Here is a 24,002-nt window from a genome sequence, read left to right as displayed (position 1 = left end):
GCCGAAGACCGCGAGCGCTTCCAGAAGCTCKTGCACCAGGTCGGCCTGAAGCAGCCGCCGAACCGCACCGCGCGCACCGAAGAGGCCGCCAAGACGCTGGCCGCCGAGATCGGCTACCCGCTGGTGGTGCGCCCGAGCTACGTGCTGGGCGGCCGCGCGATGGAGATCGTGCATGGCGAGAAGGACCTGGAGCGCTACATGCGCGAAGCGGTCAAGGTGTCGGAGAAGTCGCCGGTGCTGCTGGATCGCTTCCTCGACGACGCGATCGAGGTCGACGTCGACTGCATCAGCGACGGCGAAGAGGTGATGATCGGCGGCATCATGGAGCACGTCGAGCAGGCGGGCATCCACTCGGGCGACTCGGCCTGCTCGCTGCCGCCGTACTCGCTGCCCAAGAGCCTGCAGGACGAGCTGCGCCGCCAGACGGTGCTGATGGCCCGGGCCTTGAAGGTCAAGGGCCTGATGAACACGCAGTTCGCGATCCAGGGCGAGGGCGCCGACGCGGTGGTCTACGTGCTCGAAGTGAACCCGCGCGCGTCGCGCACCGTGCCCTTCGTGTCCAAGGCCACCGGCCAGGCGCTCGCGAAGATCGCGGCGCGTTGCATGGTGGGCCAGAAGCTGTCGTCGCAGAAGGACCGCCACGGCAAGCTGCCGCGCGAGGTGATCCCGCCGTATTTCTCGGTCAAGGAAGCCGTCTTCCCGTTCAACAAGTTCCCGGGTGTCGACCCGATCCTCGGCCCCGAGATGCGCTCCACCGGCGAGGTGATGGGCACGGGCCGGACCTTCGGCGAAGCGATGCTGAAGAGCCAGCTCGGCGCCGGCTCGCGCCTGCCCGACCGCGGCACGGTGTGCATCACGGTCAAGAACGGCGACAAGGCGCGGGCCGTCGTCGTCGCGCGCGACCTGCACGCGCTCGGCTTCCAGGTGGTCGCCACCAAGGGCACGGCGGCGGCCATCGCCGAGGGCGGCGTGCCGGTGAAGGCGGTCAACAAGGTGAAGGACGGCCGCCCCCACATCGTCGACATGGTGAAGGCCGGCGAGATCCAGCTGGTGTTCACCACGGTGGATGAAACGCGCACGGCGATCGCCGATTCGCGCCACATCCGCCAGGCGGCGCTCGCCAACCGCGTGACCTACTACACCAGCATGGCCGGCTGCGAAGCGGCGGTGGAAGGCATGAAGCACCAGGACGATCTGGTCGTGCTTTCCCTGCAAGAGCTGCACCGCGAACTGCACTAAACTTTCTTCGACTCGATCGGCCGCCGCCGGGCCTCCTGCAAAGGAGAGGGCGGCGGTTTCATTTTTGCCTCCAAGGTTCCACCATGACCACCATCCCCATCACCGTGCGCGGTGCCGAAAAACTCAAGGAGGAACTGCACCGGCTGAAGACGGTGGAGCGCCATGCGGTCATCCAGGCCATCGCCGAGGCGCGCGCGCAGGGCGACCTGTCGGAAAACGCCGAATACGAGGCGGCCAAGGACAAGCAGGGCTTCATCGAAGGCCGCATCCTCGAGATCGAGGGCAAGCTGGCCGCCGCGCAGATCATCGATCCGAAGGCGCTGAATGCCGAAGGCCGCGTGGTGTTCGGCGCCACCGTCGAGCTCGAGGACGAGAAGTCCGGCGCCTCGGTCACCTACCAGATCGTTGGCGACGATGAAGCCGACCTGAAGGAAGGCCGCATCTCGATCAGCTCGCCGATCGCCCGCGCGCTGATCGGCAAGGAAGCCGGCGACGTGGCCGACGTGCAGGCGCCGGGCGGCGTCAAGAGCTACGAGATCGTCGAAGTCCGCTACATCTGATGATGAGCCCGGCGCGCTTGCAGCGGCTGGCCGCCTACCTGTCGGGCCTGTGGGCCGGCGTGCTGCTGGGCATCGGCTTCATCGGTGCGCCGGCGGGGTTCGCGAGCACCTTTCCGGAAACCGCCGGCCGCATCGCCGGGCGCATGTTCCAGCAGGAGGCCTACCTGAGCCTCGGGCTGACGGTGCTGCTGCTGCTGATGCTGCGCCGCATCTGGCAGATGACCGAGGCGGGCGGCAGCGTGCTGGGTGCCGATGCGCTGATGCTGCTGGGCGTCGCGTTCTGCACCGTACTGGGTCATTTCGGGCTGTTGCCGGCGCTGGCGGCGGCGAAGGCCGGGCAGGGCGGCATGTCGTTCGGCGCGCTGCACGGGCTGGCGATGGGCCTGTATGCGCTGAAGACGCTGGTGCTGCTGGTGCTGGCCTGGCGCCTGAATGCGCCCAAGCCCGGGGGCTGATCAGTCGGTGGCCGTCTTCTTCAGGCTGGTGATGCGCTTCTTCGCCCGCTTGATCTCGCCGCCGGCCGCCACGCGCTGGTTGCCCAGCACCTTGATCTTCTTGACCTGCGGGCGGTGGTTGCCGCTCTTCGAGAACTTCAGGATCTTGACGGTGCGCGGGCCGGGCATGCGGTCTTCGCGTTCGGCCTTTTCCTTCGGCGGCATCGGGCGCCACAGCACCAGCAGCTTGCCGATGTGCTGGATCGGGGCGGCATTGAGCTGGTCGCTCAACTGGGCCAGGATCGCCTCACGGTTGTCGCGTTCGTCGGACAGCACGCGCACCTTGATCAGGCCGTGGGAATTGAGGGCGGAATCCGCCTCCTTCAGCACGGCGGGAGTCAGGCCGTCACCGCCGATCATGACGACCGGGTTCAGGTGGTGGGCTTCGGCGCGTTTTTCCTTGCGCTGGGCAGGAGTCAGTTCAATGGCAGGCATCTGGGTATTATCGTTTGCGATGAGCGTAAGCCAATGAAAACCAAGACAAAAAGCAAGAAAGTCAACAAGGCGTGGTTGCACGACCACCTCAACGACACCTACGTCAAGCTGGCCCAGAAAGAGGGTTATCGCGCCCGTGCCGCCTACAAGCTGAAGGAAATCGACGAGGAACTCAAGCTCATCCGCCCGGGCCAGCTGGTGGTCGACCTGGGCGCCGCGCCCGGGGCCTGGAGCCAGTACGTGCGCCGCAAGTTCGCGCCCAAGGAGACCGGCAGCGGCGGGGCGGCGGTCGGCGAGCTCAACGGCACCATCATCGCGCTCGACATCCTGCCGTTCGAGCCGATCGAGGGCGTCCTCTTCATCCAGGGCGATTTCCGCGAGGACGCGGTGCTGGCGCAGCTGCACGAGCAGGTCGGCGGCCGGCCGGTCGACGTGGTGATCTCCGACATGGCGCCCAACCTGTCGGGCATCGAGAGCTCGGACGCCGCCCGCATGGAGCACCTGGTCGAGCTGGCGGTCGAATTCGCGCAGAACCACCTGACGCCGAATGGCGCACTGGTCAGCAAGGTTTTCCATGGCAGCGGCCACAGCCAGCTGGTCGAGATGTTCAAGAAAACCTTCCGCGTCGTGAAACCCATCAAACCCAAGGCTTCGCGCGACAAATCGTCGGAAACCTTTTTGGTCGGAATCGGACTCAAGAATCCTGGTATCCAGGTCGATAAGCGTTCGTGAACCCGCTTGGGTTGTGTGGACTAGAATCGTCCCCAGATGCCGTGGATGCTGGGCACGTCCTGTGCCAGCGCTGAGGATTTATCGCAAGAAGGAGCCGCGGTGAACAATCAATGGTTCTCCAAAGTCGCTGTCTGGCTGGTGATCGCACTCGTGCTGTTCACCGTGTTCAAGCAGTTCGACAAGGGTGCAATGCAAGGCAGCCAGATCGGCTACTCCGACTTCCTCGAGGAAGTGCGCAGCAAGCGGATCAAGAGCGTGCAGCTGCAGGAAGGCCCGTCGGGCACCGAGATCAAGGCCAAGACCACCGACGACAAGGACCTGCGCACCACCGCAACCTTCCTCGACCGCGGCCTGGTCGGCGACCTGATCAACAACAACGTCAAGTTCGACGTCAAGCCCCGCGAGGAGCCGTCGATCCTGCTGAGCATCCTCGGCTCCTGGGGACCGATGCTGCTGCTGATCGGCGTGTGGATCTACTTCATGCGCCAGATGCAGGGCGGCGGCAAGGGCGGTGCGTTCAGCTTCGGCAAGTCGAAGGCGCGCATGCTCGACGAGGCCAACAACTCCACCACCTTCGCCGACGTCGCCGGTTGCGACGAGGCCAAGGAAGAGGTCAAGGAGCTGGTCGACTTCCTGAAAGACCCGCAGAAGTTCCAGAAGCTCGGCGGCCGCATTCCGCGCGGCGTGCTGCTGGTCGGCCCTCCGGGCACCGGCAAGACGCTGCTGGCCAAGGCGATCGCCGGTGAAGCCAAGGTGCCGTTCTTCAGCATCTCGGGCTCCGACTTCGTCGAGATGTTCGTCGGCGTCGGCGCGGCCCGCGTGCGCGACATGTTCGAGCAGGCCAAGAAGAGCGCCCCCTGCATCATCTTCGTCGACGAAATCGACGCGGTCGGTCGCCACCGCGGTGCCGGCCTCGGCGGCGGCAACGACGAGCGCGAGCAGACGCTGAACCAGATGCTGGTCGAGATGGACGGCTTCGAGACCAACCTGGGCGTCATCGTGATGGCGGCGACCAACCGTCCCGACATCCTGGATCCGGCGCTGCTGCGTCCGGGTCGCTTCGACCGCCAGGTCTACGTGACCCTGCCCGACATCCGCGGCCGCGAACAGATCATCAACGTGCACATGCGCAAGGTGCCGGTGGGTGCGGACATCCGCGCCGACATCCTGGCGCGCGGCACCCCGGGGTTCTCGGGTGCCGACCTGGCCAACCTGGTCAACGAGGCCGCGCTGTTCGCCGCGCGCCGCAACGGCCGCGTCGTCGAGATGATCGACTTCGAGCGCGCCAAGGACAAGATCATGATGGGCGCCGAGCGCAAATCGATGGTCATGGACGAGGAAGAGCGCCGCAACACCGCGTACCACGAGGCCGGCCACGCGCTGATCGGCCGCATGCTGCCCAAGCTCGATCCGGTCCACAAGGTCACGATCATCCCGCGTGGCCGTGCGCTGGGCGTCACGCTGTCGCTGCCCGAGAAGGATCGCTACAGCTACGACCGCGAGTACATGCTGAACATGATCAGCATGCTGTTCGGCGGCCGCATCGCCGAAGAGGTGTTCATGCACCAGATGACCACCGGCGCGTCGAACGACTTCGAGCGTGCGACGCAGATGGCGCGCGACATGGTCACCCGCTACGGCATGACCGATGAGCTGGGCCCGATGGTCTATGCCGAGAACGAGAGCGAAGTCTTCCTGGGCCGCTCGGTGACCAAGCAGGTCAACGTGTCGGAACAGACGATGCAGAAGGTCGACGACGTGATCCGCCGCATCATCGACGAGCAGTACGCGATCGCGCGCAAGCTGATCGAGGACAACCAGGACAAGATGCACGCGATGGCCAAGGCGCTGCTCGAATGGGAAACCATCGACACCGACCAGATCGACGACATCATGAACGGCCGCCCGCCGCGTCCGCCGAAGGACTGGGGCCCGGCTTCCGGCAAGCCGAGCGGCACGACGCCGCCCGTCAAGCCGGACGGCGCACCGGCCGCGGCCTGAGCGCTTCGCCGGTTCGCCGGTTCGATCAGACAACGGGGCTTCGGCCCCGTTTTTTCATGGCGAGGAGAATCCACGATGCACTGGCAGACCACGCGCTTCACCATCGACCTCGACCGCCCCCGCGTGATGGGCATTGTCAACATCACGCCCGATTCGTTCTCGGACGGTGGTGCCCATGCCAGCACGCGCGCGGCGCTGGCGCACTGCGAGCAGTTGCTGAAGGAGGGTGCCGACATCCTCGACCTGGGTGCCGAATCGAGCCGGCCCGGTGCCGACCCGGTGCCGCTGGCCGAGGAGCTGGCCCGCCTGGTGCCGGTGCTGCGCGAGGCGCTGAAGCTCGGCGTGCCGCTGTCGATCGACACCTGCAAGGCCGAGGTGATGCAGGCCGCGCTGGACCTGGGCGCCGACATCGTCAACGACATCTTCGCGCTGCGCGGACCGGGTGCGGAAGCCGCCGTGGCGGCCCATCCGCGCTGCGGCATCTGCCTGATGCACGCCCAGGGCGAACCGAAATCGATGCAGGCCGCGCCGCATTACGACGATGTCGTGGCCGAGGTGCGGGCCTTCCTGCGTGGGCGCTGCGAAGCCTTGCTGGCCCGCGGTGTCGCGGCCGACCGGCTGGTGGTGGACCCCGGCATCGGCTTCGGCAAGACCGTGGAGCACAACTTCGCGCTGCTGGCGCGCCAGCGCGAGCTGCTGGCCGACGGCCGGCCGGTGCTGGCCGGCTGGTCGCGCAAGAGCAGCCTGGGCGCCGTCACCGGCCGGGCCGTCGGCGAGCGCCTGGCGGGCAGCCTCGCGGCCGCGCTCGGCGCGGTGCAGAACGGCGCCAGCGTGTTGCGGGTCCACGACGTGACCCCCACAGTGGATGCCCTCAAGGTGTGGGGTGCGGCCGGCCTGATCGGGCTCGGGCGCCCCTGATTGCCGCAAAATCCCGACCTCACCGAGCCTGGGCGTGGAGACCACAGCATGAGCAGAACCTATTTCGGCACCGACGGCATTCGCGGCACGGTCGGGCAGTCCCCGATCACGCCCGATTTCATGCTGCGCCTGGGCCATGCCGTCGGCCGCGTGCTGAAGTCGGGCATCGACAAGCCCACGGTGCTGATCGGCAAGGACACCCGCATCTCCGGCTACATGATCGAGTCCTCGCTCGAAGCGGGCTTCGCGTCGGCCGGTGTCGACGTGCTGCTGACCGGGCCGCTGCCGACGCCGGGCGTCGCCTACCTGACGCGTGCGCTGCGGCTCGACCTGGGCGTCGTGATCAGCGCATCGCACAACGCCTTCCCCGACAACGGCATCAAGTTCTTCTCGGCCCGCGGCGAGAAGCTGCCCGACGAATGGGAGCAGCGCGTCGAGGCCACGCTCGCGCAGGAGCCGCAATGGGTCGATTCGGCCCGCCTGGGCAAGGCGCGCCGGCTCGAGGCCGCGCGCGGCCGCTACGTCGAGTTCTGCAAGAGCACCTTCAGCAATGACCTGTCGCTGAAGGGCCTGAAGGTGGTCGTCGATGCGGCGCACGGGGCCGCCTACCAGTGCGGGCCGGACGTGTTCCATGAACTCGGCGCCGAGGTGGTCGCGATCGGCTGCAGCCCCGACGGCGTCAACATCAACGACGGCTTCGGTGCCACTGCGCCGGCGGCCCTGGTCAAGGCGGTGCGCGAGCACCGGGCCGACTACGGCGTCGCGCTCGATGGCGATGCCGACCGGTTGCAGCTGGTCGACGCCGAGGGCCGGCTCTACAACGGCGACGAGCTGCTGTACGTGATGGTGGCCGACCGCCTGGCGCAGGGCCAGCGCGTGCCGGGCGCGGTGGGCACGCTGATGACCAACATGGCGGTCGAGGTGGCGCTGAAGGCGCAGGACATCGAGTTCGTGCGCGCCAAGGTCGGCGACCGCTACGTGCTGGAAGAGCTGTCGGCGCGCGGCTGGCTGCTGGGCGGCGAGGGCTCGGGCCACCTGCTCGCGCTCGACAAGCACACCACCGGCGACGGCATCGTCAGCGCGTTGCAGGTGCTGCAGGCGGTGAGCCGCAGCGGCAAGTCGCTGGCCCAGCTGGTCGAGGCGGTGACGCTGTTCCCGCAGGTGCTGATCAATGTGAAGCTGAAGCCGGGGCAGGACTGGAAAGCCGCCCCGAAGCTGGCCGAAACGCAGGCGGCGGTGCAGCGCGAACTCGGCAACGAAGGCCGGCTGCTGATCCGCCCCTCCGGCACCGAGCCGCTGGTGCGCGTGATGGTGGAGGCGCGCGATGCGGCCCAGGCCAAGGCCTGCGCAGAGCGCCTGGCCGACACCCTGCGCGCCTGACCGGGGCCTTACTTCGTGGCCGGGATGAAGACGCGGTCGACGATCTGAACGACGCCGTTGCTGGCCTTCAGGTCGGCTTGCGTCACGACGGCGTCTTCGACCGTCACGAAAGTGCCTGACTTCGACAACGCCAGGTGGCCGCCCTGCAGCGTCTTGGCCGGGCCGTTCTTGATGTCGGCCGAGGTCAGTTGGCCGGCCACCACGTGGTAGTTCAGCACCGCGGTCAGCATGGCCTTGTCCTTGGACAGCGCATCCATGGTCTTGGCCGGCACCGCCTTGAACGCGTCATTCGTCGGCGCGAAGATCGTGTACGGGCCGGGGCCGTTCAGCGTCGCGGCCAGGCCGGCGTCATTGATCAGCTTGTTCAGCGTCGACAGCTCGGGCGTCGTCGCGGCCACTTCGGCGACCGTCTTCGGTGCCGGGGTGGTGGCACAACCGGTGGCGAGCAGGGTCAGGGCGGCAGCGCCGGCGATCAGCCAGTTTCTCTTGTTCATCGGGGTTCTTCCTTCGGGGGTTGAGGCTGGCTGGCAGCTTATGGACCCGATGTGACAAGGTCGTGAATCCTTCATGACAGTGCCTTCCACCGGGCGTCGCAGGGATTTCCGGCGCGTAAAACACCTGTCGGATGCCATTCGTGTCACCGGCCTGTCACACAGCACTTTTACAGTCCCGGCATTCCTCCAGCCAGTACCCGAAAGGTGCGCACAATGAATTTCCTGTCGTTCCGGTCCGTGGCCACGATGGTGGCCGTCAGCGCGATCTCCTCGGTCGCGGTCGCCCAAGACATCACCGGCGCCGGCGCCACGTTCCCGGCCCCGCTGTACGCCAAGTGGGCCGAGGCCTACAACAAGGCCAGCGGCGCCCGCATCAACTACCAGTCGGTCGGATCGGGTGCCGGCCTGAAGCAGATCCGCTCGAAGACGGTCGATTTCGGCGCCTCCGACATGCCGCTGAAGGACGACGAACTGGCCAAGGACGGCTTGGTGCAGTTCCCGACCGTGATCGGCGGCGTGGTGCCGGTGGTCAACATCAAGGGCATCAACCCCGGCCAGATCAAGCTGACCGGCCAGGCGCTGGGCGACATCTACCTGGGCAAGGTCACGAAGTGGAACGACCCGTCGCTGGCCGCGCTGAACCCCGGCGTGCCGCTGCCGGACGCCGCGATCTCGGTGGTGCGCCGCGCCGACGGCTCGGGCACCAGCTTCATCTTCACGAACTACCTGTCGAAGGTGAACACCGAGTGGAAGGACAAGGTCGGTGAAGGCACCGCCGTCAACTGGCCGACCGGCGCGGGCGGCAAGGGCAACGAAGGCGTCTCGTCGTACGTGCAGCGCTTGCCCAACTCGATCGGCTACGTCGAGTACGCCTACGCGAAGCAGAACAAGATGTCGTACGTGCTGCTGAAGAACAAGGACGGCAACTTCGTCGCGCCGGACGATGCCAACTTCAAGGCCGCCGCCGCCGGCGCCGACTGGAGCAAGACCTTCTACCAGGTGCTGACCGAGCAGGCCGGCAAGGACGCCTGGCCGCTGACCGGCGCCACCTTCATCATGATGCAGAAGTCGCAGGACAAGCCGGTGCAGGCGACGAACTCGCTGAAGTTCTTCGACTGGGCCTACGGCAACGGCGACAAGATGGCCGCCGAGCTCGAATACGTCTCGCTGCCGGATGCGGTGAAGGCGCTGGTGCGCAAGCAGTGGAGCGAGATCAAGGACGCCTCGGGCAAGGCTGTCGCGTACAAGTAATCCCCGCAAGCAACCTCGGGCGGCGAGCCTCGTCAGGCCTCGCCGCCCTCGCCTGGAGGGAAAAACCGTGGCCGCTACACTCCCCGCATCGCACTACGACAAAGACGAGATGCAACGCTCCGACCCCCTGGGGCAGCCACCCTCGGCCCGCCGTTCCGCACCCTGGGCGGACACCGTCTTCTCGCTGCTGGCGCACGGCGCCGCGATCCTCACGCTGCTGCTGCTGGCCGGCATCATCGTTTCGCTGGTGATCGGCGCCGCGCCGGCCATCCGCGAATACGGGTTGAGCTTCCTGTGGCGCAGCGAGTGGGATCCCGTCAAGGACCAGTACGGCGGCCTCGTGATGATCTACGGCACGCTCGCCACCTCGGCGATCGCGCTGCTGATCGCGGTGCCKGTGAGCTTCGGCATCGCGCTGTTCCTGACCGAGCTGTCGCCCAACTGGCTGCGCCGTCCGCTGGGCGTCGCGATCGAATTGCTGGCGGCCGTGCCGTCCATCGTGTACGGCATGTGGGGCCTGCTGGTGTTCAGCCCCGTGCTGTCGCAGTACGTGCAGCAGCCGCTGCAGGCCGCGTTCGGCAACGTGCCGGTGGTCAAGGGCCTTGTCTCCGGCGCGCCGGTGGGCATCGGCATCCTGTCGGCCGGCATCATCCTCGCGATCATGATCATTCCGTTCATCGCCGCGGTGATGCGCGACGTGTTCGAAGTGACGCCCGCGATGCTGAAGGAATCGGCCTACGGCCTGGGTTCCACCACCTGGGAGGTCGTCTTCCGCGTGGTGCTGCCTTACACCAAGACCGGCGTCATCGGCGGCATCATGCTGGGCCTGGGCCGCGCGCTCGGCGAAACGATGGCGGTCACCTTCGTGATCGGCAACGCCAACCAGCTGAACGGCCCGTCGCTGTTCGAGGCGGCCAACAGCATCACCTCGGTGCTGGCCAACGAATTCGCCGAAGCCGGCGAGGGCCTGCACCAGGCCTCGCTGCTGTACCTGGCGCTGGTGCTGTTCTTCATCACCTTCGTCGTGTTGTCGCTGTCGAAGATGCTGCTCGCGCAGCTCAAGAAGGGCGAGGGATCGCGCTCATGAACACCGCAACCAACACCATGGGCGCAGCCATCAGCCCGGTCGAGGCCGGCCGGCTGGCCAAGGCGCGCAGCCGCCGCCGCGTCAACGCGGTCGCGCTGACGCTGTCGATGGCCGCGATGGCCTTCGGCCTGTTCTGGCTGATCTGGATCCTGGTCGAGACCTTCCGCCTCGGCATCGGCGGCCTGACCTGGTCGGTGCTGACCGAGATGACGCCGGCGCCGCAGGCCGAGATCGGCGGCTTGGCGAACGCGATCTACGGCTCGCTGGTGATGGTGACGCTGGCCACGCTGGTCGGCACGCCGATCGGCGTGCTGGCCGGCATCTACCTGGCCGAGTACGGCCAGAAGACCTGGCTCGGCAGCGTCACCCGCTTCATCAACGACATCCTGCTGTCGGCGCCGTCGATCGTGATCGGCCTGTTCATCTACGCGGTGATCGTCGCGCGCTTCAAGACCTACTCGGGCTACGCCGGCGTGCTGGCGCTGGCGCTGATCGTGATCCCGGTCGTGATCCGCACCACCGAGAACATGCTGTCGCTGATCCCGCATTCGCTGCGCGAGGCCGCCTATGCACTGGGCACGCCGAAGTGGCGCGTGATCACCAGCGTGACGCTGAAGGCGGCGCGTGCCGGCGTGATGACCGGCGTGCTGCTGGCCTTCGCCCGCATCGCCGGCGAGACCGCGCCGCTGCTGTTCACCGCGCTGTCGAACCAGTTCTGGACCAGCAACCTGTCGGGCCCGATGGCCAACCTGCCGGTGACCATCTTCAAGTTCGCGATGAGTCCGTACGAGAACTGGCAGAAGCTGGCCTGGGCCGGCGTGTTCCTGATCACCCTCGGCGTGCTGGCACTGAACATCTTTGCCCGCGTGATGTTCCGCAACAAGCACTAGAGAACCAGAAAGAACGACATGGACGTCAAAGTCGAACTCCCGGTGACCGAGAAGGCCAAGATCTCGGTGCGCAACCTGAACTTCTACTACGGCAGCTTCCACGCGCTCAAGCGCATCAACCTGGACATCCCCGAGAAGAAGGTCACCGCCTTCATCGGGCCGTCGGGCTGCGGAAAATCGACGCTGCTGCGCACCTTCAACCGCATGTTCGAGCTCTACCCCGAACAGCGCGCGGAAGGCGAGATCCTGGTCGACGGCGAGAACATCCTCAAGTCGAAGCAGGACGTCTCGCTGGTGCGCGCCAAGRTCGGCATGGTGTTCCAGAAGCCGACGCCGTTCCCGATGTCGATCTACGACAACATCGCGTTCGGCGTGCGCCTGTTCGAGACGCTGCCGCGCGTCGAGATGGACGAGCGCGTCGAGTGGGCGCTGAAGAAGGCCGCGCTGTGGAACGAGGTCAAGGACAAGCTGACGCAAAGCGGCTCGGGCCTGTCCGGCGGCCAGCAGCAGCGCCTGTGCATCGCACGCGGCATCGCGATCAAGCCCGAGGTGCTGCTGCTCGACGAACCCTGCTCGGCGCTGGACCCGATCTCCACCGGCAAGATCGAGGAGCTGATCCACGAGCTGAAGAACGACTACACGGTGGTCATCGTCACGCACAACATGCAGCAGGCGGCACGTTGTTCCGACTACACCGCGTACATGTACCTCGGTGACCTGATCGAGTTCGGCGTCACGTCGGACCTGTTCATGAAGCCGAAGAAGAAAGACACTGAGGACTACATCACCGGCCGGTTCGGTTGAGCGGAGCAAAGACCATGACGGACAAGCATCTTTCCACCCAGTTCGACGCCGAACTCAGCGGCATCTCGACGCGCGTGCTCGAGATGGGCGGGCTGGTCGAATCCCAGGTCGCGCAAGCGGTCTATGCGCTGACCAACTTCAGCGGCGAGATCGCCAGCGACGTGCTGCGCAACGAGGAGCGCGTCAACGCGATGGAGATGGAGATCGACCGCGATCTGTCCASCATCATCGCGCGGCGCCAGCCGACGGCGCGCGACCTGCGCCTGCTGATCGCGATCTCGAAGACCATCGCCAACCTCGAGCGCGTCGGCGACGAGGCGGCGCGCATCGCCCGCACCGTGCAGCGCCTGATCAACACCGGCGTGTCGAGCCGGCTGCGCCTGCCGGTCAACGACCTGGCCTTCGAGGCCGAGCTGGCGGTGGCCCAGCTGCGCAAGGCACTCGATGCCTTCGCACGGCTCGACACCGCCAAGGCGCTCGAGGTGCTGAAGCAGGACGACCAGATCGACCAGGAGTTCGACGGCCTGATGCGCAAGCTGATCACCTACATGATGGAAGACCCGCGCACCATCTCGTCGAGCATCGACCTGGTGTTCGTCGCCAAGGCCATCGAGCGCGTGGGCGACCATGCGAAGAACCTCGCCGAGGTCATCATCTACGTGGTGATGGGCACCGACGTGCGGCACAACACCGTCGAGACGGTGGAGTCGATGGTCGTCCGATGATCCAACTGCAAGGGAGCCCCGAATGAGCCAGGTGCTGGTGGTCGAAGACGAATCGGCGATTGCCGAGCTGATGTCCATCAACCTGCGGCATGCCGGCTACGAAGTCGTGGTCGCCGCCACCGCCGACGAGGCGCTGGTGCAGGTCGACCGGGTGCTGCCCGACCTGGTGGTGCTCGACTGGATGCTGCCGGGCGAATCCGGCATCTCGCTGGCCAAGCGCTGGCGCTCGCAGCCGCGCACGCGCGAGCTGCCGATCATCATGCTGACGGCACGCGCCGCCGAATCCGACAAGATCTCCGGCCTCGACGCCGGGGCCGACGACTACCTGACCAAGCCGTTCTCGACCCACGAGCTGATGGCGCGCATCCGTGCGGTGCTGCGCCGCAAGGCGCCCGAGGCGCTGGATTCGGCGGTCGAGGTCGGGCCGCTGAAGCTCGACCCGGCGACGCGCCGCGTGTCGCGCGAAGGCCAGGAGGTGCGTGTCGGTCCGACCGAGTTCCGCCTGCTGCATTTCTTCATGACCCATCCCGAGCGCGTGCACAGCCGCTCGCAGCTGCTCGACCGCGTGTGGGGCGACCACGTGTTCATCGAGGAACGCACGGTCGACGTGCACGTGAAGCGGCTGCGCGAGGCGCTGAACCCGGTCAACTGCTCGCAGATGATCGAGACGGTGCGTGGCGCGGGCTATCGCTTGACGCAGCAGGTGCAGTCCCTGTCGGCGTGATGGCAGGTTGCATCCGATGAGTTGGCTGCTGCCGCGCTTCCTGGCCGGCGTCCTCGCGATGGCGGTGGGTGGCGCGATCGGCTATGTGCTGGGCGAGATGGTGCATGCGCCGCTGATCGGCGTCTGGCTCGGAACGCTGCTGTCCGTCAGTGGCCTGGCGCTGATCGATGCGGTGCGCGGCTTCCGGCTGATGCGCTGGCTCAGCGGCTCGATGGAAGGGCCGGCACCGCGCGACACCGGCTTCTGGGGCGAGATGGGCTACCGCATCGAGCGTGCGGTGCTGGCGCGCGATCGCAGCGTGGCGCACGAGCAATCGCGGCTCTCGCACTTCCTGTCGGCGATCGAAGCATCGCCCAACGGCGTGCTGCTGCTCGACCAGAACGACCAGATCGAGTGGTGCAACTCGGTGGCCGCCGATCACTTCGGGCTCGATCCGGTGCGCGATCGTCGCCAGCGCGTCACCAACCTCGTGCGCGCGCCGGTCTTCGTCAGCTACCTGCAGGCCGGCCGGTTCAACGATGCGGTGTCGGTGCCCGACCTGCGCAACCGCGGCACGCTGTCGGTCTTCATCCGGCCGTACGGCGACGGGCTGAAGCTGGTGCTGTCGCTCGACGTCACCGAGCGCGAACGCTCCGAAGGCATGCGGCGCGATTTCGTCGCCAACGTGTCGCACGAGATCCGCACGCCGCTGACGGTGCTGTCGGGCTTCATCGAGACCATGAGCAACCTGCCGCTGACCGAGGTCGAGCGGCGCCGCGTGCTGACGCTGATGTCGCAGCAGACGCAGCGCATGCAGACGCTGGTGGCCGACCTGCTGACGCTGGCCCAGCTGGAAGGCAGCCCGCGGCCGCCCAGCGACCGCTGGATCGCCGTCAGCAAGCTGTTCGCGCAGGCGCAGGCCGATGCCAGCGCGCTGTCGATGGGGCGGCACCAGCTGAGCTTCTCGGGCGCCGACGCGGCGCAGCTGGCCGGCAGCGAGAGCGAGCTGATGAGCGCGGTCGGCAACCTGGTGACGAATGCGGTGCGCTACACGCCGGAGGGCGGGCGCATCGCGGTGAACTGGCGCGTGCGCGAGGACGGTGCCGGCGAGGTCGCGGTCAGCGACACCGGGCCGGGCATCGCGCGCGAGCACCTGCCGCGGCTGACCGAGCGCTTCTACCGCGTCGACGGCAGCCGCTCGCGCGACACCGGCGGCACCGGGCTCGGGCTGTCGATCGTCAAGCACGTGGTGCAGCGGCACGGCGGCGAGCTCGACATCCACAGCGAGATCGGCAAGGGCTCGCGCTTCTGCCTGGTGTTGCCGGCAGCGCGCGTGCGCTTCCTGGAGCCGGCGCCGGATCCGCGGCGTGCACTGCCCCTCACCAACGACCAGATCTCGTAGCCCGGATGCCAATCCGGGGCTGCGCCGGTACCACCGACCCGGATTGGCGGCATCCTGGCTACGGGCCGCGGCGGTAGACGGCTGCCACCTCGTCGCTGTCCGACGGCCGCAGTTCGCGGGCCAGCAACTGCCAGCCGGCCGGCGCAGGCGCCTGGCGGCGCAGCGTTTCCATGATGACCAGGAACTCGCAGGTCGTGCGGTCGGCCGGCAGCGTCGCGTCGACGCGGTAGCCGCCGAAGTACTCCAGCGCCACCAGCTGGGCCCGGCTCAAGCCCGGCGCGGCGATGCAGGCATCGCTGGGCACGTTGCGCGCGATGCGCGTCACCAGCGGCCGGTAGCTGCGCGCATAGTCGAACAGCGGCAGGCCCAGCGTCATCAGCAGCGACCAGCACAGCGCCACGCCGCTGGCCGGCAGCACCAGGCTCTTCCACAGCGGATGGCGGTGCCGCCCGGTGCGCCACTTGACCAGCCACAGCCACGCCAGCGTCGCCGCGATCGCCACCAGCAGCGCGATCAGCGAGAAGCTGGGCACGAAGCCCGGCGCCAGGCGCGCGACGTTGGCGGCCGGCTTGGCCGGCACGCCGGTGTAGACCGAGGCGTAGACCACCCAGATCGCGAGTGCCCAGACGCTGAAGAAGAACACCGAGAACCAGTCCATCGCGGCCGAGGTGCCGCGGTGCAGCGTCGGCAGCGCGAAGGCGGCCAGCACCGCGAGCGGCGGCAGGCCCAGCATCAGCGCGCGGTCGGAGCCGCCCATCGCCAGGCAGGCCACGACGCTGACGACCACGCAGCCCAGCGGGGCGGTGATGTGCCGGTTCAGCCACTGGGCACGCCAGCGCCACAGCGTCCAGAACGCCAGCAGCCAGCCCGGCCACATGAACCACGCGAACAGCTTGGCCAGGCTGACGAAGTCGTTCAGCTCCACGTAGCCGTCGAGCCGCCAGCCCCAGGCGCCCAGCGCCGTCGCGACGATGAGCCCGAGCACGCCGCCGAACGCGATCCATGCGCTGAAGCGCCTTGCCGGCTCGTAGCTGGAGCGCGCGCAGACGATGCCGCCGACGACGGCGAGCAGCGCGCCGATCATCGGTGCGCCGCTGGCCGACAACGCCGGCAGCGCCACCAGCACGGCCGCCTTGCTCTGCCAGCTGCGGAACGGGCAGGACGCGAGCGCGTAGAGGTAGAGCGACACGCTGGCCAGTTGACCGAGCTCGGGCGTGGTCTCGTGGCCCAGCTGCAGCAGCCCGAGGCTGGCCATCAGCGCCAGCAGCGCGCCGTCGGCGATGGCACGCGCATAGTCGATCGGGTCGGCCTCGCCGCCGAAGGCGAACGGCACCGGCTGGGCCGCCTCGGTGCGCGCGAAGTGGTAGGTGCTGTACCAGGTCAGCAGCAGCGTCACGCCGAGCAGCAGCGTGAACGGGATGCGCGCGGCCAGCGGCGCGCCGAGCAGGCCGCCCAGCAGCTTGACGAACACGGCGCCCAGCCAGTAGGGCAGCAGCGCGGAGTCGCTCGGGATGCCGGCAACGGTGGGCGTCCACCAGCTGGTGCTGCCCTGCGCGATGTCGACCATGTAGCCGAAGGCCGTCATGTCGGCGGCCTTCCACGGATCGCGGCCGAACAGGCCGGGCAGCAGGTAGGCGGCGCAGAACAGCAGCAAGGCCAGCCGGGGCAGGCGCTGCGCGGCGCGCTGGGTGACGAGGGCAGGGTTGGGCGAGTTCAAGGGCGCTAGGGCGGTGAGGGGTTCGCGGGACGGCGACGATGATGCAGCAAGTTCGGCACGATCTTTCGCATGCGCCAATGAAAAAGGCAGCCCGCAGGCTGCCTTGTTTGCTTGAAGCCGCGAGGCTTACTTCTTGGTGGAGAGGTGCGCAAACTTGTTGCGGAACTTCTCGACGCGACCGCCCAGCGAGTCGATGCTCTTCTGGGTGCCGGTGTAGAACGGGTGCGATTCGCTCGTGGTTTCCAGCTTGATGAGGCCCATCTCGCGGCCGTCTTCCATCTTGATGGTTTCCTTGGTCTGCGCGCACGAACGCGTGACGAACTTGAAACCGTTGGACAGGTCCACGAAGCACACTTCGCGGTAATTCGGGTGGATGCCTTCTTTGGCCATGGGAAACCTCTTCAGCGCTGTGATGCCGGGAGCCACGCCAAACCTTTTGGCGCACTTTCCGGAATGCGGAAAACCGCGGATTATAGCCTGGTGGCGCCAGGCATCAACCGCCGCGACGCATCATGTCGAAGAAATCGTGGTTGTTCTTCGTGGATTTCATCTTGTCGAGGATGAATTCCATCGCCTCGATCTCGTCCATCGGGTACAGCAGTTTGCGCAGGATCCAGGTCTTCTGCAGGATTTCGGGCTGCAGCAGCAGCTCTTCGCGGCGCGTGCCGCTCTTGTTGATCAGGATCGACGGGTAGACGCGCTTCTCGGCCATGCGGCGGTCGAGGTGGATCTCGCAGTTGCCGGTGCCCTTGAACTCTTCGTAGATCAGGTCGTCCATGCGGCTGCCGGTGTCGATCAGCGCGGTGCCGATGATGGTCAGCGAGCCGCCTTCCTCGACGTTGCGCGCGGCGCCGAAGAAGCGCTTCGGGCGCTGCAGCGCGTTCGAGTCCATGCCGCCGGTGAGCACCTTGCCGGACGACGGCAACACGTTGTTGTAGGCGCGGGCCAGGCGGGTGATCGAGTCGAGCAGGATCACGACGTCCTTCTTCATCTCGACCAGGCGCTTGGCGCGCTCGATCACCATCTCGGCCACCTGCACGTGGCGGGCCGCCGGCTCGTCGAAGGTGGAGCTGATGACCTCGCCGCGCACCGTGCGGACCATCTCGGTCACTTCTTCGGGCCGCTCGTCGACCAGCAGCACGATCAGGTAGATGTCGGGGTGGTTGGCGACCAGCGCATGCGCCAGCTGCTGCATCATCACCGTCTTGCCGGTCTTGGGCTGCGCCACGAGCAGCGCGCGCTGGCCTTTGCCGATCGGTGCGATCAGGTCGATGATGCGGCTGGTGACGTTCTCTTCGCTCTTGATCTCGCGTTCGAGCTTGAACTGTTCCTTCGGGAACAGCGGCGTCAAGTTCTCGAACATGATCTTGTGCTTGCTCTCCTCGGGCGTCAGGCCGTTGACGCGGTCGACCTTGACGAGGGCGAAGTAGCGTTCGCCGTCCTTGGGCACGCGCACCTCGCCTTCGACGGCGTCGCCGGTGTGCAGGTTGAAGCGGCGGATCTGGCTGGGCGACAGGTAGATGTCGTCGGTGGACGCCATGTAGCTGGCATCGGGGGCGCGCAGGAAGCCGAAGCCGTCGGGCAGCACCTCGAGCACGCCGTCGCCGAACACCTGCTCGCCGCCCTTCGCGCGCTTCTTCATGATCGCGAACATCAGCTCCTGCTTGCGCATGCGGGCGACGTTCTCGATCTCCAGCGCCTCACCCATCGTGATGAGCGCGGAGACGTGGAGCGCTTTCAATTCAGACAAATGCATGGACGATGCCCCTGGAAAGAGTGCAAGCAGGGTCCCTGAAGCCGGACCGGAATCGATTGCTGCGACATGTTCGACATGCAGCCCGGCATGGGGCTGCTGGTGAACCTGGCACCGCTCTCGCGACGACAAATACTTTGGGGTTTTGGGCCGGACTCACGCGCTGCGGTCTACGTGACCGGAGGCGTGGTGGCAACTCTTCAGGCGGTGGCTTCGATCAATTCGGCCGATCAGTCCGGAGAATCCGAGCCGAGGCCACCGCGATTCAGACGATTATAGATGACCGTCGAGGAATGCCGTCAACTGGGCTTTGGACAGGGCCCCGACCTTGGTGGCGGCGAGCTGGCCGCCCTTGAACAGCATCAGCGTCGGGATGCCGCGGATGCCGAACTTGGCCGGCACGTCGCGGTTGTCGTCGACGTTCAGCTTGGCGATCTGCAGGCGGCCGCTGTAGTCCTTCGAGACTTCGTCGAGGATGGGGGCGATCATCTTGCAGGGCCCGCACCACTCGGCCCAGTAGTCGACCAGGACCGGCTTGTCAGCCTGCAGGACGTCGCTGTCGAACGACGCGTCGGTGGTGTGCTTGATCAGTTCGCTGCTCATGGGGTTTGTCCTTGGACATGCGCCGCCCGTGGAGGGTGGCAAGGCACAATGATTCTGACACAAAGGCCCTGTTCACGCGGGGCGGGCCGACCTCACTTCCTCTATGGCTTCGATAGCGCCACGCCCTCTTGAACAGCCTTGAAACCGACCTGATCGCCTCCATTGCGGCCGATTCGCTCGCCTGGGCGGACATCGTCGCGCAGGTGCGCGGCTGGGCGGCGCGCGAGGCAGTGACGCTGGGCGGCAGCACCCTGCTGCTGCCGTTTGCGCAGCAGCTTGCTGCCGCGCGGCAAGCCTGGGTGCAGGCCGGTGGCTGGATGCCGGAGATCGAGACCACGCTGACGCTGGCGCACCGCCTGGGGCCGCCGCCGGCCGCGCAAGAGGGCCAGATCAGCTTCGACGTGCACCTCGACCGGCTTGCCGCCGCACGCATCCTGCGCGGCCAGGCCAGGCTGTCGGCGTGGGCGCGCAGCGACCCGCGTGCCTTCGACGATGCGGTGGCCGGCTTCGTGCGCCTGTCGCATGCGCTGGCGCGTGCGGCCGCCGCGGTGGCGCCGGACGAGCGCGATGCGCACTGGCGCCGCGCGCGTGCCGTGCTGGCCGCGGGCGAGGGGCCGGGCCTGACCGAACGGCAGATCGCGACCATCGCCGTCGAATGGGCTGCGGCCGCCCCGGCCCTGCACACCGATGCGCTGTTCGCGTTGCAGCCGTCGGCGTGGATCGTCGTGCGCGCCGGCGGCAGCGATCCGCTGGCCGAGGCCCTGCTGGCGCGCTCGAACGCGCCGGTGCTCGCGATCGATACCGACGCGCCAGCGCGGCGGCTGCCGCGGCGCGCGCCGGTGGTCGCGGTCTGCGAGGGCTTCGAGGACGAGGCCCAGTGCACCGCCGCGCAGGTGCTGGCGCACCTGCAGCAGGGCGAAGCACCGGTCGCGCTGGTCGCGCAAGACCGCCTGCTGGTGCGCCGCGTGCACGCGTTGCTGGCGCGCCAATCGGTCGCCGTGCTCGACGAAACCGGCTGGAAGCTGTCGACCACGCGCGCCGCGGCGCAACTGATGGGCCTGCTGCGCGCGGCCGGCGCGGCGAGTGCCGATGCGACGCTGGATGCGCTGAAGTCGCTGACCGCGCCGTGGCCCGGCCTGGGCCCGGTGGCTGCGATGACGCAGTCGCTGGAGGCGAGTTGCCGCCGCCACGGCTGGCGCCGCGCATCGCAGATCGACCTCGAGCAGCTGCACCCCGCCGAAGCGCGCCTGTGGACGGCCTTGCGCGATGCGCTGGCGCCGTTGGCGGAGCCTGGCCGGCGCCCGCTGCGCGACTGGTGCGCGGCCGTGCAGGCGATGCTGAAGGCGAGCGGCCTGGCCGACGCGCTGGCCGACGACGCGGCCGGGATGCAGGTGCTGTCGGCCCTGCGCCTGGCCGAAGGCGCCGGCTGGCCGGCGCAGGCCGGGCAGACCTCGATGTCGCTCGACCAGCTGCGCCAGTGGGTCGACGACGTGCTCGAAGAGGCCGCGTTCATCCCGCCCGCGCCGCCGCAGCCGGCCGTCGTGATCACGCCGCTGGTGCATGCGATGCTGCGGCCCTTCGCGGCGCTGGTGTTGCCGGGCGCCGACGAGCGCCACCTCGGTGCCGGCGTCGACACCTTGCCGTTCATCACCGATGCGCAGGCCGACTCGCTCGGCCTGCCGACGGCCGCCGGCCGGCGCGAACGCGAGGCCTTGTCGTTCGCGCACGCGCTGAACGCGCCGCGTGTGACGCTGCTGCGCCGCCACGTCGACGGCAGCGAGCCGCTGTCGGCCAGCCCGCTGCTCGAACGCCTGTCGCTCGCGCTGCGCAAGGAGGGCCGTGCGGTGCAACCCTGGATCGACCCGCGCACCGCGCAGGCCGTCGCACCGCAGCCGGTCTACCTGCCGGCACCGCCGGCGCCCGGCTTGCTGCCCGATCAGCTGTCGGCCAGTGCGTGCGAGGCCTTGCGGGCCTGCCCGTACCGCTTCTACGCGCTGCACATGCTGAAGCTGCGCGAGCCCGGCGAGCTCGACGAAGAGGTCGAGAAGCGCGACTACGGCACCTGGCTGCATGCGGTGCTGCAGGAGTTCCACGCGACGCGCACCGCACCGGCCCCGGCCGGCGACGAAGCCGCGCGCCTGCTGCAGCTGGGCCGCACGATGCAGGCCCRCGCCGGCCTGGCCGACGAAGACTTCCTGCCGTTTGCCGTCAGCTTCGGCCAGCTGGTGCCGCGCTACGTCGCCTGGCTGCACGAGCGCGATGCGCAGGGCATCGCGTGGGCCGAAGGCGAGCAGGCGCACGAGGTGCGGTTGCCGGCGCCGGCCGAGGTCACGCTGAACGGCCGCATCGATCGCGTCGACCGCCGCGTCGCCGGCGGCGCCGAGACCCGCGAGCTGATCGACTACAAGACCGGCAGCGAGACCGCGCTGCGCAACCAGGTGCGGCAACCGCTGGAGGACACGCAGCTCGCGTTCTATGCCGCGCTGATGCGCCCGCAGACCGAAGCGCGCCTGCAGGCCGTCTACCTGCTGCTCGATGCCGGCCACGAGATCCGCCAGGTGCCGCACCCCGACGTCGAGGCGAGTGCGCAGGCCTTGATCGACGGCCTGTCCGGCGAGCTGGCGCGCATCCGCGACGGCGCCGGCCTGCCCGCGCTCGGCGAGGGCCGCGTCTGCGAGTTCTGCGAGGCCCGCGGCCTGTGCCGCAAGGACCAATGGAGCGCGCCATGAACAACACGCCGGCCTACCAGGCCGACGGCGCGCCGGTGTCGCGCGAGGCCTTCTATGCGATCGCCTGCGATCCGCAGCGCAGCGTCGTCGTCGAGGCCTGCGCCGGTGCCGGCAAGACCTGGATGCTGGTGTCGCGCATCGTGCGGGCCCTGCTCGACGGCGCCCGCCCGCAGGAGATCCTCGCCATCACCTTCACGCGCAAGGCCGCGGGCGAGATGCGCGAGCGCCTGGGCGAGTGGCTGGCCGGCTTCGCGTCGCCCGACGTCGACGACACGCGCCGCGCCGCCGAACTCGTCGCGCGCGGCGTGCCGCCGGCGCTCGCGGCCGAACTCGCGCCCCGGCTCGCCGGCCTGCACGAGCAGGTGCTCGAGAGCGGCCGCGCGGTCGAGATCCGCACCTTCCACGCCTGGTTCTCGCAGCTGCTGAAGACCGCGCCGCTCGACCTGCTGGCCGAACTGGGCCTGCAGCCGGGCATGAGCCTGATCGAGGACATCGACGAGCACCTGGGCGAGGTCTTCCGCCGCTTCCACGCGGTGCTGCTGGACGATGCCGCGCTGCAGGCCGACTACCAGGCGCTGATCGCCAAGCGCGGGCGTTCGCAGGCCGGCAAGTGGCTGTCGACCGTGCTCGACAAGCGCGTCGAGATCGAGCTCGCCGACGAGGCCGGCGTGCTGGACGACAGCGTGCCGTCGGCGCCGCAGCTGTGGCCGGCACTGGCCGCGCTGGCGCACCCGTCGCACCAACTGGCCGACCCGGCGGCGCGCAGCCTGCTGCTGCGCGTGGCGGCATCGCTCGGCGCACAGGAGAAGCAGACGCCGCGCAAGCAGGGCGGCCTGCTGGAGCAGGCGCTGGCGATGGACGGCCACGAGGCCGCGTTGCAGGCGGCGCGCCAGGCCTTGCTGAACAGCAGCGGCCAGTTGCGCGCGCACCTGGCCGCGCCCGAACTGGACGAGGCGGTGGCGCTGCTCGACGCGATCGACCTGGCCTGCCGCCAGCAGGCCGCGCACGAAGAACACCTGCGCCTGGCCCGCCTCGCGCGCGTGCTGCTGGCGCAGTTCGCCGCCTTCAAGCGCCTGCGCGGCCTGGCCGACATGGCCGACCTGGAGCGCTGCGCGCTGGCGCTGCTGCGCGACGCCGACCTGGCCGGCTGGGTGCAGGAGCGCCTGGACACCCGCGTGCGCCACGTGCTGATCGACGAGTTCCAGGACACCAGCCCGCTGCAGTGGCATGCCTTGCACAGCTGGTTGTCGGCCTATGCCGGCGCCGGCGGCGGGGCGAGCGGGCAGAGGGCGCCGTCGGTCTTCATCGTCGGCGACCCGAAGCAGAGCATCTACCGCTTCCGCCGCGCCGAGCCGCGCGTCTTCGCCGCGGCCAGCGTGTTCGTCGCGCAGGGGCTGGATGGCCACCTGCTGGCCTGCGACCACACGCGGCGCAACGCGCCCGAGGTGATCGCGGCCTTGAACACGGTGTTCGATGCCGCCCAGCGCGCCGGGGAGTACAGCGACTTCCGCGCCCACACCACCGAGGTCGCGCCGATCGCGCGGGCCGGCGTGCGGGCCTTGCCGGGCGTCGAACGGCCGCCGCGCGTGGCCGCGGCCAAGGGCGAGGGCCAGCTGGTCTGGCGCGACAGCCTGACGACGCCGCGTCACGAGCCGGAAGAGGTGCTGCGCGAGCAGGAGGCGCACTGGGTGGCGCGCGCCGCCGGCGAGCTGGTGGCCGGCGGCACGGTCGCGCCGGGCGAGATCTTCGTGCTGTGCCGCAAGCGGGCCTCGCTGCGCCTGGTCGCGCAGGCGCTGCAGTCGCGCCACCTGCCGGTGGCCGCGGTCGAAGACCAGTCGCTGATGGATGCCCCCGAGGTGCGCGACCTGATCGCGATGCTGGATGCGCTGGCCTCGCCGCAGCACCGGCTGGCGCTTGCGCAGGCCTTGCGCAGCCCGCTGTTCGGGGCCACCGACGACGACCTGATCGCGCTCGCCGGCCAGGCCGCCGGCTCGGGCGACTGGTGGTCGGCGCTGCTGGCCCATCGCGCCGACGGCCGCCCCGCGCTGCAGCGCGCACGGCAGCTGCTGCCGGCCTGGCAGCAGG

22 protein-coding genes are annotated in these 24,002 nt (G+C 68.5%); 16 read left to right on the top strand and 6 right to left on the bottom strand.

Translation table 11 applies throughout. From position 1 onward, the window contains the following. The 3 genes from AC1DYN_RS25030 to AC1DYN_RS25020 form a co-directional block, all read left to right on the top strand. Positions 1 to 1,239, top strand: a 1,239-nt coding sequence (locus tag AC1DYN_RS25030) for an ATP-binding protein (protein WP_477964124.1), incomplete at its 5' end; no start/stop codon positions are given. Between the two features lie 83 nt (positions 1,240 to 1,322). Beyond that, positions 1,323 to 1,799 carry a transcription elongation factor GreA gene (gene greA, locus AC1DYN_RS25025; RefSeq protein ID WP_477964122.1) on the top strand — a complete coding sequence of 159 codons (477 nt, stop codon included), beginning with the start codon at positions 1,323 to 1,325 and terminating at the stop codon, positions 1,797 to 1,799. 2 nt (positions 1,800 to 1,801) lie between these two features. Further along, positions 1,802 to 2,254 carry a DUF4149 domain-containing protein gene (locus tag AC1DYN_RS25020; protein WP_477964121.1) on the top strand — a complete coding sequence of 151 codons (453 nt, stop codon included), beginning with the start codon at positions 1,802 to 1,804 and terminating at the stop codon, positions 2,252 to 2,254. On the opposite strand, the gene AC1DYN_RS25015 is transcribed toward AC1DYN_RS25020, so the two are convergent. Continuing rightward, on the bottom strand, positions 2,255 to 2,728 hold the full coding sequence (locus AC1DYN_RS25015) for a YhbY family RNA-binding protein (protein WP_477964119.1): 474 nt from the start codon (positions 2,726 to 2,728) through the stop codon (positions 2,255 to 2,257). 33 nt (positions 2,729 to 2,761) lie between these two features. Between AC1DYN_RS25015 and AC1DYN_RS25010 the strand changes: the two genes are divergently transcribed. The 4 genes from AC1DYN_RS25010 (at position 2,762) to glmM (ending at position 7,759) form a co-directional block, all read left to right on the top strand. Beyond that, positions 2,762 to 3,460 (top strand): RlmE family RNA methyltransferase, encoded by a 699-nt coding sequence (locus AC1DYN_RS25010; RefSeq protein WP_477964128.1) that lies wholly within the window; start codon positions 2,762 to 2,764, stop codon positions 3,458 to 3,460. A 99-nt stretch (positions 3,461 to 3,559) separates the two neighbouring features. Further along, positions 3,560 to 5,461 (top strand): ATP-dependent zinc metalloprotease FtsH, encoded by a 1,902-nt coding sequence (gene ftsH, locus AC1DYN_RS25005; RefSeq protein ID WP_477964117.1) that lies wholly within the window; start codon positions 3,560 to 3,562, stop codon positions 5,459 to 5,461. A 75-nt stretch (positions 5,462 to 5,536) separates the two neighbouring features. After that, complete coding sequence (folP, locus tag AC1DYN_RS25000; RefSeq protein WP_477964115.1) at positions 5,537 to 6,379, top strand: dihydropteroate synthase; 843 nt, start codon at positions 5,537 to 5,539, stop codon at positions 6,377 to 6,379. A gap of 48 nt (positions 6,380 to 6,427) precedes the next feature. Continuing rightward, on the top strand, positions 6,428 to 7,759 hold the full coding sequence (gene glmM, locus AC1DYN_RS24995; RefSeq protein ID WP_477964113.1) for a phosphoglucosamine mutase: 1,332 nt from the start codon (positions 6,428 to 6,430) through the stop codon (positions 7,757 to 7,759). A gap of 8 nt (positions 7,760 to 7,767) precedes the next feature. Here glmM and AC1DYN_RS24990 read toward each other — a convergent pair whose 3' ends face one another. After that, the gene (locus AC1DYN_RS24990) at positions 7,768 to 8,253 is read right to left on the bottom strand and encodes a fasciclin domain-containing protein (RefSeq protein WP_477964112.1); all 486 of its coding nucleotides are present in this window, start codon (positions 8,251 to 8,253) and stop codon (positions 7,768 to 7,770) included. Positions 8,254 to 8,499: 246 nt separating this feature from the next. On the opposite strand from AC1DYN_RS24990, the gene pstS reads away from it, so the two are divergent. From pstS to phoR, 7 genes are all read left to right on the top strand, one after another. Further along, a complete protein-coding gene (gene pstS / locus AC1DYN_RS24985) occupies positions 8,500 to 9,504 on the top strand; it encodes a phosphate ABC transporter substrate-binding protein PstS (RefSeq protein WP_477964126.1) in 1,005 nt (334 codons plus the stop codon). A gap of 109 nt (positions 9,505 to 9,613) precedes the next feature. After that, on the top strand, positions 9,614 to 10,591 hold the full coding sequence (gene pstC, locus AC1DYN_RS24980; protein ID WP_477964110.1) for a phosphate ABC transporter permease PstC: 978 nt from the start codon (positions 9,614 to 9,616) through the stop codon (positions 10,589 to 10,591). Beyond that, entirely contained in the window at positions 10,588 to 11,481 is an 894-nt protein-coding gene (pstA, locus tag AC1DYN_RS24975; protein ID WP_477964108.1) for a phosphate ABC transporter permease PstA, read from the top strand. Before pstC ends, pstA begins: the two co-directional genes overlap by 4 nt. An 18-nt stretch (positions 11,482 to 11,499) precedes the next feature. Continuing rightward, positions 11,500 to 12,285, top strand: a complete 786-nt coding sequence (gene pstB / locus AC1DYN_RS24970; protein ID WP_477964106.1) for a phosphate ABC transporter ATP-binding protein PstB — start codon at positions 11,500 to 11,502, stop codon at positions 12,283 to 12,285. 14 nt (positions 12,286 to 12,299) lie between these two features. Continuing rightward, complete coding sequence (gene phoU, locus AC1DYN_RS24965; protein WP_477964104.1) at positions 12,300 to 13,010, top strand: phosphate signaling complex protein PhoU; 711 nt, start codon at positions 12,300 to 12,302, stop codon at positions 13,008 to 13,010. Positions 13,011 to 13,032: 22 nt separating this feature from the next. Next, positions 13,033 to 13,734 (top strand): phosphate regulon transcriptional regulator PhoB, encoded by a 702-nt coding sequence (phoB, locus tag AC1DYN_RS24960; protein ID WP_477964102.1) that lies wholly within the window; start codon positions 13,033 to 13,035, stop codon positions 13,732 to 13,734. 16 nt (positions 13,735 to 13,750) lie between these two features. Next, entirely contained in the window at positions 13,751 to 15,115 is a 1,365-nt protein-coding gene (gene phoR, locus AC1DYN_RS24955) for a phosphate regulon sensor histidine kinase PhoR (RefSeq protein WP_477964100.1), read from the top strand. Positions 15,116 to 15,173: 58 nt separating this feature from the next. Here phoR and AC1DYN_RS24950 read toward each other — a convergent pair whose 3' ends face one another. From AC1DYN_RS24950 to trxA, 4 genes are all read right to left on the bottom strand, one after another. Further along, entirely contained in the window at positions 15,174 to 16,832 is a 1,659-nt protein-coding gene (locus AC1DYN_RS24950) for a hypothetical protein (protein ID WP_477964098.1), read from the bottom strand. A gap of 126 nt (positions 16,833 to 16,958) precedes the next feature. Continuing rightward, entirely contained in the window at positions 16,959 to 17,222 is a 264-nt protein-coding gene (locus tag AC1DYN_RS24945) for a type B 50S ribosomal protein L31 (RefSeq protein WP_477964096.1), read from the bottom strand. Between the two features lie 103 nt (positions 17,223 to 17,325). Further along, complete coding sequence (rho, locus tag AC1DYN_RS24940) at positions 17,326 to 18,588, bottom strand: transcription termination factor Rho (RefSeq protein ID WP_477964094.1); 1,263 nt, start codon at positions 18,586 to 18,588, stop codon at positions 17,326 to 17,328. 270 nt (positions 18,589 to 18,858) lie between these two features. Further along, positions 18,859 to 19,188 carry a thioredoxin TrxA gene (gene trxA, locus AC1DYN_RS24935; protein WP_047511552.1) on the bottom strand — a complete coding sequence of 110 codons (330 nt, stop codon included), beginning with the start codon at positions 19,186 to 19,188 and terminating at the stop codon, positions 18,859 to 18,861. A 128-nt stretch (positions 19,189 to 19,316) separates the two neighbouring features. Between trxA and AC1DYN_RS24930 the strand changes: the two genes are divergently transcribed. Both AC1DYN_RS24930 and AC1DYN_RS24925 read left to right on the top strand, forming a co-directional pair. Further along, a complete protein-coding gene (locus tag AC1DYN_RS24930; RefSeq protein WP_477964092.1) occupies positions 19,317 to 21,917 on the top strand; it encodes a PD-(D/E)XK nuclease family protein in 2,601 nt (866 codons plus the stop codon). Continuing rightward, positions 21,914 to 24,002 (top strand): UvrD-helicase domain-containing protein (locus AC1DYN_RS24925; protein ID WP_477964090.1); only part of this gene is annotated, 2,089 nt, incomplete at its 3' end. The genes AC1DYN_RS24930 and AC1DYN_RS24925, both read left to right, overlap by 4 nt.

It is taken from the genome of Rhizobacter sp. P2_D12, from assembly GCF_056404395.1.
The sequence above is the reverse complement of the archived record's forward strand: the minus strand, read 5'-3'. Positions and strand labels throughout refer to the sequence as shown.

Excerpts from the sequence above, each read along its gene's own strand:
- greA (WP_477964122.1), top strand. The coding sequence starts at position 1,323 with ATGACCACCATCCCCATCACCGTGCGCGGTGCCGAAAAACTCAAGGAG.
- AC1DYN_RS25020 (WP_477964121.1), top strand. The coding sequence starts at position 1,802 with ATGAGCCCGGCGCGCTTGCAGCGGCTGGCCGCCTACCTGTCGGGCCTG.
- AC1DYN_RS25015 (WP_477964119.1), bottom strand. The coding sequence starts at position 2,728 with ATGCCTGCCATTGAACTGACTCCTGCCCAGCGCAAGGAAAAACGCGCC.
- AC1DYN_RS25010 (WP_477964128.1), top strand. The coding sequence starts at position 2,762 with ATGAAAACCAAGACAAAAAGCAAGAAAGTCAACAAGGCGTGGTTGCAC.
- folP (WP_477964115.1), top strand. The coding sequence starts at position 5,537 with ATGCACTGGCAGACCACGCGCTTCACCATCGACCTCGACCGCCCCCGC.
- glmM (WP_477964113.1), top strand. The coding sequence starts at position 6,428 with ATGAGCAGAACCTATTTCGGCACCGACGGCATTCGCGGCACGGTCGGG.
- AC1DYN_RS24990 (WP_477964112.1), bottom strand. The coding sequence starts at position 8,253 with ATGAACAAGAGAAACTGGCTGATCGCCGGCGCTGCCGCCCTGACCCTG.
- pstS (WP_477964126.1), top strand. The coding sequence starts at position 8,500 with ATGGTGGCCGTCAGCGCGATCTCCTCGGTCGCGGTCGCCCAAGACATC.
- pstA (WP_477964108.1), top strand. The coding sequence starts at position 10,588 with ATGAACACCGCAACCAACACCATGGGCGCAGCCATCAGCCCGGTCGAG.
- phoB (WP_477964102.1), top strand. The coding sequence starts at position 13,033 with ATGAGCCAGGTGCTGGTGGTCGAAGACGAATCGGCGATTGCCGAGCTG.
- phoR (WP_477964100.1), top strand. The coding sequence starts at position 13,751 with ATGAGTTGGCTGCTGCCGCGCTTCCTGGCCGGCGTCCTCGCGATGGCG.
- AC1DYN_RS24945 (WP_477964096.1), bottom strand. The coding sequence starts at position 17,222 with ATGGCCAAAGAAGGCATCCACCCGAATTACCGCGAAGTGTGCTTCGTG.
- rho (WP_477964094.1), bottom strand. The coding sequence starts at position 18,588 with ATGCATTTGTCTGAATTGAAAGCGCTCCACGTCTCCGCGCTCATCACG.
- trxA (WP_047511552.1), bottom strand. The coding sequence starts at position 19,188 with ATGAGCAGCGAACTGATCAAGCACACCACCGACGCGTCGTTCGACAGC.